Origin of the sequence: Craterilacuibacter sp. RT1T (assembly GCF_023502145.1) — a bacterium.
GTDB lineage: Bacteria > Pseudomonadota > Gammaproteobacteria > Burkholderiales > Chromobacteriaceae > Craterilacuibacter.
The window spans coordinates 107,009-120,776 of sequence record NZ_JAMFLI010000005.1 but is presented as its reverse complement, the minus strand read 5'-3'; the positions used below and the strand labels follow the sequence as shown (position 1 = coordinate 120,776).

General features: G+C 47.4%; 14 protein-coding genes. 9 read left to right on the top strand and 5 right to left on the bottom strand.

Annotated elements, in window-relative coordinates:
• Nucleotides 1-9 precede the first annotated feature (9 nt).
• The 9 genes from M3P88_RS09830 to M3P88_RS09790 all read left to right on the top strand — a co-directional run bounded on the left by M3P88_RS09830 (nt 10) and on the right by M3P88_RS09790 (nt 8,146).
• A complete protein-coding gene (locus M3P88_RS09830) occupies nt 10-1,113 on the top strand; it encodes a DegT/DnrJ/EryC1/StrS family aminotransferase (RefSeq protein WP_249615870.1) in 1,104 nt (367 codons plus the stop codon).
• Nucleotides 1,114-1,201: 88 nt separating this feature from the next.
• The gene (locus tag M3P88_RS09825; RefSeq protein WP_249615869.1) at nt 1,202-2,032 is read left to right on the top strand and encodes a glycosyltransferase; all 831 of its coding nucleotides are present in this window, start codon (nt 1,202-1,204) and stop codon (nt 2,030-2,032) included.
• On the top strand, nt 2,029-2,868 hold the full coding sequence (locus tag M3P88_RS09820; protein ID WP_249615868.1) for an ABC transporter permease: 840 nt from the start codon (nt 2,029-2,031) through the stop codon (nt 2,866-2,868). Before M3P88_RS09825 ends, M3P88_RS09820 begins: the two co-directional genes overlap by 4 nt.
• Nucleotides 2,869-2,873: 5 nt before the next feature.
• Nucleotides 2,874-3,824, top strand: coding sequence for a glycosyltransferase family 2 protein (locus tag M3P88_RS09815; protein ID WP_249615867.1), 951 nt, complete (start codon nt 2,874-2,876; stop codon nt 3,822-3,824).
• A gap of 8 nt (nt 3,825-3,832) precedes the next feature.
• Nucleotides 3,833-4,585, top strand: a complete 753-nt coding sequence (locus M3P88_RS09810; protein ID WP_249615866.1) for an ABC transporter ATP-binding protein — start codon at nt 3,833-3,835, stop codon at nt 4,583-4,585.
• A 3-nt stretch (nt 4,586-4,588) separates the two neighbouring features.
• A complete protein-coding gene (locus tag M3P88_RS09805) occupies nt 4,589-5,914 on the top strand; it encodes a glycosyltransferase family 61 protein (protein WP_249615865.1) in 1,326 nt (441 codons plus the stop codon).
• 229 nt (nt 5,915-6,143) lie between these two features.
• Nucleotides 6,144-7,292: an MraY family glycosyltransferase gene (locus M3P88_RS09800; protein ID WP_249615864.1), complete on the top strand. Its 1,149-nt coding sequence runs from the start codon at nt 6,144-6,146 to the stop codon at nt 7,290-7,292.
• 169 nt (nt 7,293-7,461) lie between these two features.
• A complete protein-coding gene (locus M3P88_RS16005; RefSeq protein WP_249615863.1) occupies nt 7,462-7,899 on the top strand; it encodes a DUF4160 domain-containing protein in 438 nt (145 codons plus the stop codon).
• A gap of 7 nt (nt 7,900-7,906) precedes the next feature.
• Nucleotides 7,907-8,146 carry a DUF2442 domain-containing protein gene (locus M3P88_RS09790; RefSeq protein ID WP_249615862.1) on the top strand — a complete coding sequence of 80 codons (240 nt, stop codon included), beginning with the start codon at nt 7,907-7,909 and terminating at the stop codon, nt 8,144-8,146.
• Nucleotides 8,147-8,308: 162 nt separating this feature from the next.
• Here M3P88_RS09790 and galU read toward each other — a convergent pair whose 3' ends face one another.
• The 5 genes from galU to M3P88_RS09765 are packed head-to-tail and all read right to left on the bottom strand — an operon-like array spanning nt 8,309 to nt 13,767.
• A complete protein-coding gene (galU, locus tag M3P88_RS09785; protein ID WP_249615861.1) occupies nt 8,309-9,187 on the bottom strand; it encodes a UTP--glucose-1-phosphate uridylyltransferase GalU in 879 nt (292 codons plus the stop codon).
• A gap of 2 nt (nt 9,188-9,189) precedes the next feature.
• Nucleotides 9,190-10,158, bottom strand: coding sequence for an NAD-dependent epimerase (locus tag M3P88_RS09780; RefSeq protein ID WP_249615860.1), 969 nt, complete (start codon nt 10,156-10,158; stop codon nt 9,190-9,192).
• Between the two features lie 16 nt (nt 10,159-10,174).
• Entirely contained in the window at nt 10,175-11,506 is a 1,332-nt protein-coding gene (locus M3P88_RS09775) for a UDP-glucose dehydrogenase family protein (protein ID WP_249615859.1), read from the bottom strand.
• The gene (locus tag M3P88_RS09770) at nt 11,490-12,653 is read right to left on the bottom strand and encodes a glycosyltransferase family 4 protein (protein WP_249615858.1); all 1,164 of its coding nucleotides are present in this window, start codon (nt 12,651-12,653) and stop codon (nt 11,490-11,492) included. The genes M3P88_RS09775 and M3P88_RS09770 overlap by 17 nt, the downstream gene beginning before the upstream one ends.
• 13 nt (nt 12,654-12,666) lie before the next feature.
• Nucleotides 12,667-13,767 (bottom strand): glycosyltransferase, encoded by a 1,101-nt coding sequence (locus M3P88_RS09765; RefSeq protein WP_249615857.1) that lies wholly within the window; start codon nt 13,765-13,767, stop codon nt 12,667-12,669.
• Nucleotide 13,768 lies beyond the last annotated feature (1 nt).

Below are 13,768 nucleotides of genomic sequence, written 5' to 3'. Positions count from 1 at the left end.
TAGCGCAAAATGAATATTCAATTTTTAGATCTAAAATCTATAAATATCGCTCATGAGACGGAGCTAAAAGTAGCATTTGACCGAGTGTTAAATTCCGGCTGGTACATCTTAGGTCAGGAAGTCAAATCATTCGAGCAAGAGTTCGCAAATTATTGTGAAACGACTCATGCCATTGGTGTCAGTAATGGGTTGGATGCATTACATCTTATCCTGCGTGCCTATGGTATAGGTGAAGGTGATGAAGTCATTGTTCCTTCTAATACCTATATAGCAACTTGGCTCGCAGCTACTTATGCGGGCGCTACGCCGGTACCGATTGAACCTTGTGACGCTACTTGTAATATTGACCCAGCACGTATAGAGGCCGCTATTACACCACGTACTCGTGCCATTATTGCTGTTCATTTGTATGGGCAACCAGCCGATATGGATGCAATTATGGCCATTGCGACCAAGCATGGTTTGAAAGTAATAGAAGATGCTGCACAAGCACATGGAGCCTTGTATAAAGGCCGTAAAGTAGGCAGTCTTGGCCATGCTGCAGGTTTCAGCTTTTATCCAGGTAAAAATCTTGGAGCGCTGGGTGATGGAGGTGCGGTGACCACTAATGATACATGCCTTGCACACAAGTTACACATGCTGACAAATTATGGATCTCAGAAAAAATATGTGCATGAAGAACAAGGATTTAATTGCCGCCTGGATGAAATGCAAGCTGCATTTTTACGAGTAAAGTTAAAATATCTGGATGATGAAACTCAACGAAGGTGTGAAATTGCAACCAAATATTCTGAAGGGCTTAAAGGTTGTCCTGTGACTTTGCCCTTTATGCCTGCTGATGTAAAATCTGTATGGCATTTGTATGTGGTGCGTACTCACGAACGCCAACAGCTTCAAAGCGCACTCGCTGAAATCGGTATCGCCACTATGATTCATTATCCGATTGCTCCACATTTACAAAAAGCTTATTCTAGCCTTGGCTATAAAAAAGGTGATTTTTCTGTTGCTGAAATTATGCAGGATCAAGTAATTAGTCTTCCTATCTCACCGAGAATGACAGATCGCGAAGTGGATTTTGTGATTGAATCTATCAAGAATTTTTTTACTAAATAGAGTAGTGTTTTTTATAGGTTTGGAATGATTTGATTTTTTATATAATCTTGGCATGGCTTGTAATTCAAGCTAATTCAGTAGGTGCCACATGGAACCGTTAGTTAGTGTGATCATTCCCGCCTATAATCATGCATCCTTTGTTAAAGAGTGTTTGGATAGTGTGTTAAATGAGGGCTATCCGAATATTGAAATAGTTATCATTGATGATGGTTCTCAAGATGGTACCGCTGAGCAGATTGAGCGTTGGATCAAAGATCATGATCATGAAATACCAATTAAATTTATTAGCCAAGAAAATTCAGGAGTTTCTAAGGTATTAAATAGATGTATTGCGCTAGCCAGGGGGGAGTATATTTTGCCATTGGCAAGTGATGATGGTTTAATATCGGGAGGAATTGCCTCTAGAGTAAATTTTTTGAATGCTCATCATGAATATGGTGCAGTTTTTGGAGACTGCATGGTTGTAGATAACGTGGGTTCCAAGATATTTTCTAGCGGTATATTTGAAATGCATGGTGTTCGGAAGGGGGGATATTTGCAATCAAGTCATCAGCTTGCTAAGGAGATCATTTGGCGTTGGGCTGTTCCAGGCCCCGTCGTTATTTATAGAAAGAGTTACTTGTGCTCGTTGGGCGGGTTTAATAATAAAAGAAAAGTAGAAGACTGGGATATATATTTGAGAATGGTGGCCGATGGCCGAGTAGCTTATTTGGATGAGGTTGTTTCTTATTATAGGCTACATTCATTTAATGCATCTAAAAATAATGAGTCAAGAGTGCGGAGGATACATTTTGAGTTGCTCAAAACTGCATTCGCTAATCTCAGCTATTTTAGCGGAGAGTTACGTTTTTTACTGATCAAAAAAACTCTTGTTATCTTGTATATTTTGCTTATGAGCTATTTTGGAAAAAAAATATGAAGGATTTAAATATTTCTACGGAATGGTCTTATTCCGCACGCCCAGATAATCTGTTGTATGCGGCTAAAAATGCATTGGTTAATTTTTGGAAGGCAAGATTTTTGTTTTCGCTCATGGTGAAAAATAGGGTGACAGACCGCTATCATGGCTCTGTTATTGGAGTTGCATGGTCGTTATTAAACCCATTGCTTACCATGCTTGGTTTGGTGTTGATATTTCCTTTGATAGCAAGATTCTCCATACCAAATTATACGGTATATCTTTTGTCTGGAATAGTCTGCTGGTCATTCATTTCTAATAGTTTGGCGATGGGAGGGGAGTGCTTTATCCATAGTCGAGGCTTAGTTAAAAGCATTCATATGCCTAGTTTGCTTATTCCTTTTGTTTTTGTTTCTGCAGAATTGGTGGGTCTGTTTTTTTCGGTTGCAGCTGTCTTACTACTTTGTGCTGTTTTTGGTTTGGTGATGCATATTAATATTTTTTTACTTGGTTTGTCTGTTTTACTGGTTTATGTTTTTGGATTGGGCATGGCGTTGATTATGTCAATAGTAGTTACGTACTTTAGGGATGTGCAGCACATTGTCGGTGTTGCTCTGCAGTCTTTGTTTTATTTGAGTGCAATTATTTATCCGGTAAGTGCACTTCCTGAACAGTATCAATTTATGATGTATTTTAATGTTTTTCACCATTTCATTAATTTATTTCAGATTTCCATTTATGGAGGGGGGGTGAGTACTGTCGATTTTTTACTTCCTATAGTAAGTAGTTTTTCTATTTTTCTGCTGGGGGTTATTTGTAATGTAAAGTTTTCTAAGTCGATTGTTTTTAGGGTTTGACTGGAATGAAAGTTTATATCGTGCTTGCTGCTTATAATGGAGAGTTTTTTATTTCGCAGCAGTTAGATAGTATTATTTCGCAGTATTTTCGTGAGTGGGTTTTGTTAATTAGAGATGATGGGTCTTCAGACTCCACTCTTTCGATTATTGATAATTATGTAAAAACAGATTGCCGAATAAAATTTGTCGAGGATAATTATGGCCAATTAGGTACGGCCGCTTCATTTTTTTTACTCAGTCAGCACGCCTATGGTTTGGGGGCTGATTATGTTTTTTTTGCGGATCAAGACGATGTTTGGAATTTGAATAAAATTTCAAATCAAATATGTTTTATGAGGCAGTCGGAGAATTATTTTTTAGATCCAGTGCCTGTAGCAGTGTATTGTGATTTGGCTGTAGTAGATCAACAATTAAAGATTTTGCATCCTTCATATATGGGGGTGAAAAAAATTAATTATAATCTGTTGTCAGAGGTAAAAAATCTTATTTTTGAAAACTCAACAACAGGTTGTGCTTTACTAGTGAATCGCGCACTTTTAGAAAAGTCACTAGGTAGTTGTGTATCTGGCGTGATAATGCATGACTGGTGGTTTACGCTGCTTGCAGCAGCAGAAGGAGTGGTTAAGTTTGACTCGTATGTGGGTGTTAATTACAGGCAGCATGAAAGAAATCAGATAGGAGTGAATGAGTTAACGCTTTCAAGGTTTTTTATTTCAAAGTTAGGTAAAGGTTCACGTAAGGCGAATAAAATTTTTTTTAGTCGAGTTTTAAGTCAGGCTAAATCCCTGCGTGACGTAGTTTCTCCTTCTTCAAAATGTTTCCCGTTTTTGGATGAGTTGTCATGTCTTTCCGAAATGGGTTTTTTGCGTCGATTGGCTTTTGTTGTAAAATATAAGGTTCGTCGGCGTGGCTTTATTAGCACGGCTTTGCTTTGGTGTAGGATTTTGATCTATTGAGGGTAGGTATGAGTTTTATTAGTATGGATAGTGTTTCTTTGTCATTTAGATCTTATAGGAATTCAAACCCTACACTTAAACAGAAAATTGTTGGGATGCTAAATGGACGATTTGGAGAGGAAGAACATGAGACATTTGAGGCCCTAAAAAGAGTTTCGCTACATCTTTCTGATGGTGATCGGTTGGCTATCGTTGGAGGAAACGGTGCAGGAAAATCAACTTTGTTGCGTGTGATGTGTGGAATATATCCACCTTGTGAGGGAGAGATTAGAGGTGAGGGCAAATTAATTCCTCTACTAGAACTTGGTACGGGTTTTGATGTTACAAGAACGGTTCGAGAAAATATCTATTTGTGTGGTGCAACTCTGGGATACTCAAAAAGTGAAATGACTATGAAAATCGGTGAAATATTGGATTTTGCCGAGATGGAAGATTTTATTGATGCTCCTGTTGCGACACTTTCTTCTGGAATGAAAAGTAGAATAGCTTTTAGTATTGCTACTGCTGTTCAACCAGATATATTGATTTTGGATGAGGTTTTTGCGGCTGGCGATGCTAGGTTTATTTCCAAAGCTAGGAGGCGAATGGAAGGGTTGATAGATAATTGTAAAATATTAGTATTTGTCTCCCATTCTGAAGAGCATCTGCGCTCAATGTGCAATAGAGCAATTTATTTGGAGCATGGTGAAATAAAACTAGAGGGGAGCGTGGACTTTGTAATTGATCATTACAATAAGAATTTTGTAGAAAAGATAGGGTAAGGCATGAAGTATAGAGATGAACATTATTATTTAAATAAGTCAAAATCTTCTTTTTTTTGGGGTTTTTATGATCGAAATTTAAGAAGGTTTTTTATTTTTCGATTTTTATCATTGTTATTTTGGAATAATATTATACCTTTTGTAGTTAGATTTAAAAACAAAGTGGGTATTGTTTTTGGAGGGGGTGTTTACTATGTTAAACCATCCACTTTAAGTGATTATTTGTCGAGATCCTATTTTTGTCGTGGAGGTTCATTTTCTATTTGTCCTCCAACTGTTCTTCCTGAGTGTAAGTCAGGGCTTGTCGCATCAGGTGTTAGAGAAAGTTTTTCGCTTGATTTTTTTGTTTCAAATTATAGTGGTTCTTATGTTGTTGGTGGATCTAATGCATTTGTAAGCAATAGGGATCTTATTGTTCATGATTTGTATGACTTTAAAACTGATTATACATCTGAAGAACTGCATTCTAGATTGATTTTGTATCCTTTAATTAAAGTTGCCAGGTTGAAGAGATTTGATGTTGAAATTTTTTTAAAAAGAGGGGCGCTATTTACTGATGCATGTTCTTCAAATTACGCACATTGGGTTACGGAGGTTTTGCCAAGGATTTGCTATTTTTGTTCCTTACCTGAATACAAAGATGTTCCTCTTGTGGTAGATGCTGGTCTTCATGGAAATATTATATCGTCACTACGTGCTGTATCAGATGAAGGGCGAGATATTGTTTACCTGAATAAAGGTGAGTGGGCTGAAATCTCCTCTTTGTTTGTGGCCTCGCCTTCGGGTTATATTCCATTTGATAAGCGTGTAAAAAGAGATAGTCTTCTTAAACATGGTGTTTTCTCGAATGATAGTTTGAAGTTGTTGCGAAGAACTATTTTTGATAGGCTAAAAATTTCCCCTTGCCTACTTAATAAAATCTACATTCGTCGCAATTCAGGCTTCAGAAATGTTTTAAATAATGATGTATTAGAGGCTTTCTTAATTTCTCATGGCTTTAGTGTTGTGCAGCCTGAGAAGATGAGTTTTTCTGAACAAGTAGCATGCTTTTCTCAAGCTAGTGTAGTTGTTGGTGCTACTGGCGCTGCGTTTGCTAATTCTCTATTTGCGCCTGAGGGAAGTAAAATGATAATTTTATTTCCTGAGGTTGAAGAGTCTGCATATCTGTATTGGCAAAATATAGCCTACGCTGTCGGAGTTGAAGTGGCATATCTGTTAGGGGAGGTGGTATCAAATGCAGGTGCTCACAGTGACTTTCTGATTGATGAAAAGCTACTGATTCATCTGTTGAATATTTCAAAGCCCGCTATAGTCAGCTCGAATAGATAAGTACTAATATCTGCGATGTCTTGATGTCGCCGCACGATCGTTTAATTAAGCTGCGAGATATGGATCTGTTTGTTGAAGAACATGTTTGCAGTAGGATCGATACATTAGCTGAATTTAATTAGCTACTTTAATATAAGGTATAAGGGCTGCATAAGCGCTGCAGCAAGTAGAATTTTTGTAGCACTTTATGCCATAATTTTGGAAGGCTTTGAATTTTGGAAGATTTGTCATGCTATTAACTGTTTTGTTTTGTGCCTTACTTGCTTCGCTCGCGGTCGGCATTGTGCTGATCCGCACCCAAAACCTGCATGCCCGCCTCACCATGGATCATGATCTGGGCGGGGTACAGAAATTCCACGCTACCCCCACGCCGCGTATCGGCGGTGTGCCTATGCTGGCCGGGCTGCTAGCAGGCGGCATCGTGATGCTTTGGGCGCAACCGTCTGAAAATGACCTGTTTTGGGGGGTATTGCTCGCCGGTGTGCCGGTGTTTATCGCCGGGCTGGTAGAAGACCTGACCAAAAAAGTCAGCCCGCTTGTGCGCTTGCTCGCAGCATTTATCTCGGCCGCCATCGCCATGTTTAGCGTAGGCGGTGTGCTGCCATCGCTGGGGATCGCCGGGGTGGATACCGTGCTTGCGCTGTATCCGGCCGCTGCCATGCTGCTCACCGTGTTTGCGGTGGGGGGCGTATGCCACTCCGTCAATATTATCGACGGCTACAACGGCTTGATGGGTGGGGTGGTGGTGCTGGTGGCGGGTGCCATCGCCATTGTCTCGCTGGCGGTGGGGGATATTCCCTTGCTGGCGCTGAGTCTGGCCATGGTTGGCACCATGCTGGGCTTTCTGGTGTGGAATTTTCCGCGCGGCTTGATTTTCGCCGGGGATGCGGGGGCTTATCTTGCGGGCTTTATTCTGGCCGAACTGGCGGTGTTGCTGGTGGCGCGCCATCCTGGCGTGGTATCGCCATGGTTCCCGCTGCTATTGCTGATTTACCCGGTATTTGAAACGCTGTTTTCTATCTGGCGCCGCAAAAAGCGCCAGGCCGCTGCCGGCTTGCCGGACAGCATGCATTTTCATCAGATGATTTACAAACGGCTGGTGCGCTGGATGGTGGGTAGCAAGGAAGCCAAACACATGACCCGCCGCAACAGCCTGACCGCACCTTATCTATGGGGCGTGGCGCTGTGCTCGGTGATCCCTGCGCTGCTGTTCTGGCGCCATGCCTGGGCTCTGCAACTGTGTGCGCTGCTGTTTGTTACCGCTTACATCTGGGCCTATCGCCGCCTAGTCACTTTCCGCGCCCCGCGCCGTCTGGTGCTACGCAAGGTAAAGCCGCATGGCAAACCTGCACTGATCAAACACAAAAAAGCAGCCTGAACCCTCACCCCAACCCTCCCCTGTAAACGGGCGAGGGTGGCATCGCGGCAGCGTCGCCCGCTATGGCAATCATCGTGGAGCCCACCCGCCGAAGCCGCCACCATGCCCCGCAAACGAGCCAGGGCGCACGTCCGCAGCGCAACCCATTCCTTCTCCCCTTGGGGAGAAGGTGGCGCGTCAGTGCCGGATGAGGGTGGGGCTTGAGTGCAAAACCCACCGTCGCCTGCAGATTGCCAAGCTTGGAGCCGCAATCCTGGCGCTGCGCGATAAAGCCCCTGCCGCACTGGAAAAGATATTCGCATGCTATGATTTGCCCTCAAAGAACAGAAGCCTTGTCATGCCAACGATCAGCATGCTTTACGGGATTTTGGTGGCGATGTATGTGTTGGATACGGTAAAGCATCACCATCCGCATATCCACATCAGGTACAACGACAGTAAGGCTGCACTGAAAATCCCGGATGACGAGTTGCTGGAAGGGGATCTGCCGAAGCGGCAGATGAAACTGGTGCAAGCATGGATCGAGCTGCATCAGGACGAACTGATGGCGGATTGGTATCTGGCGAGTACTGGCCAGTCCCCGTTCAAGATTGACCCACTGCGCTGAGGGGGCAATGATGACGCCCGATGTGGTCAAGGTGGTGGCCGGCGATGATTACTTCATTGAGGCCGAGTTTACGACGGGCGAAGTCCGTCGCTTCGACATGCGGCCTTACCTCCATTTCCCCGCATATGCCGCGCTCAATGAGCCCGGGCTGTTCAGGCGGGCGTATGTCGAATATGGAACGGTGGTCTGGAACGAAGACATCGACTTGTCGCCCGACACGCTCTATCTGCAGGAGATGCCAGCCTGAAATTGCGGTGTACCCCCCATCGTGATGGGCCGGATGCTTGACCAGCTAGCCCGGTAGGGTGGGATAGCCGCCGACAGGCGGCGTATCCCTCCATGACGGAGTTTGTTATTCCTTCTCCCGCAAGCGGGAGAAGGTGGCGCGAAAGCGCCGGATGAGGGGCGCTTACTTAACCAGCGCCACGCAACGCTTAGCCAGATAATCCTTGAACCCGGCGCCAACTTCATGGTGCTTGAGTGCAAAATCCACCGTCGCCTGCAGATAGCCAAGCTTGGAGCCGCAATCATAGCGCCGCCCTGCGAGTGGCAGCGCCAGCACCGGCTCTTCCTTCAGTAGCGCCGCGATGCCATCGGTGAGCTGAATCTCGCCGCCCGCCCCAGGTTGGGTGATCAAGAGCTTGTCGAAGATGCGTGGACTGAGGATGTAGCGGCCGATCACCGCCAGCGTAGAGGGCGCCACATCCGGGTGCGGCTTCTCGACGATGCTGGTCACTCGCTGCTGGCCGGCCTCTGCCGCCACCTCGACAATCCCGTAAGCGCCCGTCTGTGCACGCGGTACATCTTCCACCCCCAGTACCGAAGCGCCGGTGGCCTGATAGACATCAACCATCTGTGCAATCGCCCCCGGCTCGCTGTCCATCAAATCGTCCGCCAGGATCACCGCAAACGGTGCATTGCCCACTGCCGGGCGTGCACACAACACCGCGTGCCCTAAACCCAGTGCTTCAGACTGGCGGATGTACTGGCAGCTGACATTCGGCGGCAGGATGCCCTGCACCGATTCGAGTAGCGCCTTCTTGTTACGGTATTCCAATTCGGTTTCCAGCTCATACGCCTTGTCGAAATGGTCTTCGATCGCCCGTTTGTTGCGGCCGGTGACGAAGATCAGCTCGGTGATACCGGCTGCGACCGCCTCTTCCACTGCGTACTGGATCAGCGGCTTGTCGACAATGGGCAGCATCTCCTTCGGGCTGGCCTTGGTAGCGGGCAGAAAACGGGTGCCCATCCCGGCGACGGGGAAGACGGCTTTAGTGATATTTTGCATGATTAAACCTTGTGATAATCCCTGAACCAGTCGACGAAACGCTGCATGCCCACCCGCAACGGGGTGTCCGGCGAAAAACCCACCGCTGCGCGCAGGTGCGCGGTATCGGCGTAGGTGATGGGCACGTCGCCATCCTGCATTGGCAGGTACTCCTTGAGCGCCTCACACTCGCATGCCGCCTCGGTCGCCCCGATGAAGGCCATCAGCTCGACCGGGTCATGATTGCCGATATTGAACAGCGTATAAGGCAGCTCGCCTATCGGTACATGCGCCATTACCCGCAGCACGCCTTCGACGATATCGTCGATATAGGTGAAGTCTCGCTGCATCTTGCCGTGGTTGTACACCTTGACCGGACGGCCGGCCAAGATGGCGTCGGTGAACAGCCACGGTGCCATGTCCGGCCGCCCCCAGGGCCCGTATACGGTAAAGAAGCGCAAGCCGGTCACAGGCAGGCCATAGAGGTGGGCGTAGCTGGCCGCCATCACCTCGTTCGCCTTCTTGGTCGCCGCGTAGAAACTGACCGGTAGGTCGACGCGGTCGTCCTCGCTGAACGGCATCTTGGCATTGCGGCCGTAGACGCTGCTTGAGCTGGCAAATACCAGATGCCTGACCGGGTAACGGCGACACGCCTCCAGCACGTTGGTAAAGCCGGTCAGGTTGCTCTCAGCGTAAGCGTGCGGGTTCTGGATCGAATAGCGCACGCCGGCCTGAGCGGCCAGATGGATCACATAATCAAATCCTTCATCTGCAAACAGCGAGTCCATGGCCGCCCAGTCGGCAATGTCCAGCTTGCGGAAAGAAAACCCGGCCCGTCCCCGCAGCGTGGCCAGGCGGGCATGCTTGAGTTCGACCGCGTAGTAGTCGTTCAGGTTGTCGATCCCGACCACCTCGGCTCCGCCGCGCTCCAGCAACCGCTCGCAAACCGCGCGGCCGATAAACCCGGCGGCACCGGTGACCAATATTTTCATGGCAAAACCCTCCAACTCAGCGGCCGATCGCCAGATACTCAAACCCTTCGCCACGCAACCAAGCCGGGTCGTACAGGTTGCGACCGTCAAAGATCAGGGGCTGCTTGAGCGAAGTACGGATACGCTCGAAGTCCGGTGCCCGGAACGCCTTCCACTCGGTCACGATCAGCAGGGCGTCCGCTCCGAGCAATGCACTGTCCATGTCCGCCGCGAACGCGAGTTTGGGGTTGCTCCCCATCACCCGCCGCGCCTCATCGGTGGCGGCCGGATCAAAGGCGACCACTTCTGCGCCGCGGCGGGTCAGTTCATCGACGATGACCCGGCTCGGCGCTTCGCGCATATCGTCGGTATTTGGCTTGAACGCCAGTCCCCACAGCGCGAAACGCCGCCCGGATAAGTCTTCGCCAAAGCGGGCGACCACCTTGTTGACCAGACGCAATTTCTGTGCATCGTTGGCTGCCTCGACCGCGTTGAGCACGCGCATCGCATGGCCGTGCTCGCGGCCGCTCGCCACCAGCGCCTTGACGTCCTTCGGAAAGCACGAGCCACCGTAGCCAGTGCCCGGATAGAGGAAGTGGTAGCCGATACGAGGGTCTGCTCCGATGCCCTTGCGTACCCATTCGATATCGGCGCCCAGCGTCTCTGCCAGGTTCGCCAACTCGTTCATGAATGAAATGCGGGTGGCCAGCATCGCGTTAGCCGCGTACTTGGTCAATTCCGCGCTGCGTACGTCCATGCACAGGATGCGCTCGTGGTTGCGCTGGAACGGCGCGTACAGACGGCGCATCGTCGCGATGGCCTGCTCGTCCTCGGCCCCCACAATGATGCGGTCGGGTTTCATGAAGTCCTCGATCGCCGCGCCTTCCTTCAGGAACTCCGGGTTCGACACCACGCTGAACGGCAACGCCGCGCCGCGCTCGGCCAGCACCTCCAGCATGGCCGTCTTGACCTTGTCCGCCGTCCCCACCGGCACCGTCGACTTGTCGACCACTACCCGGTAGCCGTCCATATGGTGCGCGATATTGCGCGCAGCGGCGAGTACATATTGCAAGTCGGCCGAGCCGTCCTCGTCCGGTGGCGTGCCGACCGCGATGAACTGGATCTCGCCGAACGCCACCGATTCGGCGACGTCGGTCGTGAACGACAGCCGACCTGCCGCAGCGTTACGCCTGACCATCTCGTCCAGCCCCGGCTCGTAAATCGGGATACCACCTTGTTGTAGCAACTCGATCTTGGTGGGATCGACATCCAGACACAGTACATGGTTGCCCATTTCTGCCAGACAGGTGCCGGTAACCAAACCAACATAGCCGGATCCGATAACAGTGATTTTATTTGATAAGTGCATTGTATCTTTCAAAAATGATAGTTTCTGAAAACTTATGGATAGCCATTTTTCTGCTTTCCTTTCCCATTTGTAAGTAAGCCTCAATGGGCTGCTCTATCATGGCTCTCATCGCAAGGAAAAGCGATTCCTCATCTCGTGGATTAACCAAAAAGCCGTTTAATTTGTCTGTCACGGTTTCTTTGCAGCCTACAGAGTTCGTTGTAATAAGAGGAAGTCCGCAGCTTGCGGCCTCAAGTAAAGAACGCGGTACGCCTTCACGGTAAAAGCTTGGCAAAACAAAACAGTTAGCTTGGTGCAGTATTTCTACAACATTGTCGGTAGTGCCTAGGTATTCAATTGTTCCATCTGCGCACGCATTGTGCAGTTCTACTTGTGGTAACTCAGCCGAAGTGTTTGAATGCTTTCCTAATACCTTAAATATAGCGTGGGGATGTAAATCTTTTATCCGGTACGCCGCTGCAATATATTCGCGAATACCTTTTTCTAGTAGAAGGCGGGCGGAGAAAAGGAAAACAAATGAACTGGCAGGTTGACTGTCCGCGTTATTTGTGCTGACTCTAGTGGTGGCGGAGGAGTGTGTGATTTCTTTTTGTAGATTGTGATAGTTTTTACTGCTAAAGCGTTTAATGTTTACCCCCGATCCCGGTAGTACTGAACGTGTGGATTGCTTAAGTAAGCCATGCTGCTCAAACAAGGCAAGATCATCGTTATTTTGAAAAAATACATGATGACTTTTTCTTAGTCCGATGCGATATAGTAAGTGCATCAATTGCTGTAAAAAACCAGGCTTAGAAAAGGTGCGACCAAGGCCTGCAATATTATTGATGACTTTACATCTATATTTTGCAGCTATAAACCCACCATAAATATTAGGTTTGGCGGTAAACCCAAGATAATAATCAGGCCTTATTTTATCGAGCAATGCAGCATATCTTGATATTGTAATCAGATCTTGTAAGGGCGCTATACTGCTACTTGCCATTTCAATTTCATGTACGGTAAACCCAAGCTGACGCAGTTCGGCAGTGTATTTGTCTTTGGGGGCGATCACCTCAATGCAATTCCCATTTGCAAGGTGACGGATAAGCTCCAGTCGGAAATTGTAAATGCTCCAACTGGTATTTGACGAGATAATGATTTTTTTCAAAATAATACCAACATTATTTATGTTGCATTTGATTATATAGTTTTAGCCAGATGCCAGCAGCAGCTGATAAGGAAAAATTTGAATTTATGTGTAATCTTGCTGCCTTACCTAGTTTGATATATTCATCATTAGTAAGCCTAAGTGCAGTAGTTAATCCATCTGCTAATTGCTGATGTAGATGCGGCGCTACTAAAATACCAAAATTTCCCATCACCTCTTTTACACCACCACAATCGGTCGCTACCACCACTCGCTCACATGCCATGGCCTCCGCCACCACTAAACCAAACCCTTCCCAAGCGGAGGACAACACAAAGACATCTGCCGTACTCATCCAGTCGTTCACGTCTTGCCGTAATCCAAGAAAATGGACTCGCCCAGTCAATTCTAGGCTGTGAACAATTTCTTTTAAGGCGCCTTCCTCTTCACCTGTACCGATAATAACCAGTTGTACATGGGTATAGGTTATTGGTAATTGGGCAAAAGCGGCTAATAGATTAGGATAGTCCTTGGCCGCAGTGAGTCGCCCAACGGCCAGCAATAATGGTGTTTGATCTGATACACCTAGTTCATTTCGCAAGCGAAGCCGACTGGCGGGATTAAACCTAAAGCGTTCAGTATCGATGCCGTTATAGACGGCGACAATGCGATGGGGGGGGGCTGCCTTGCGCTGGATGGAAACATCGACCGCTTCTTGACTTACATTGGTGCTTAGCTCACAGAGCCTATCTGTCAGACGATAAGCTAGCATTCTCACAGCTCCACCTTCATTGGAGCTGTGAGCCGTGCAAATTAATCGTGGTATTGAGGTTGTCAAACGTAGCAAACGCGAAAATAAATTGGCGTGCACCATATGACTGTGCACTACATCCGGTTTGAACTTGTGGATAAGTTTGCGCGATTTAAAATAGGCATGGATAAATCCATGTATTTTTTTACTCATCTTTAGTGCCACAATTTCCACTGCGGATGAGCGGGGCCGGTTGATGATATCGCCAGTCATTGATATTAATAATACTTGGTGACCTAATTCGGAAAACTTATCGGCTAAGTCGCAGACTTGTCGCTCAGCACCACCTATGCCGAGGCCGGTAATAATAAAAATAATCTTCATT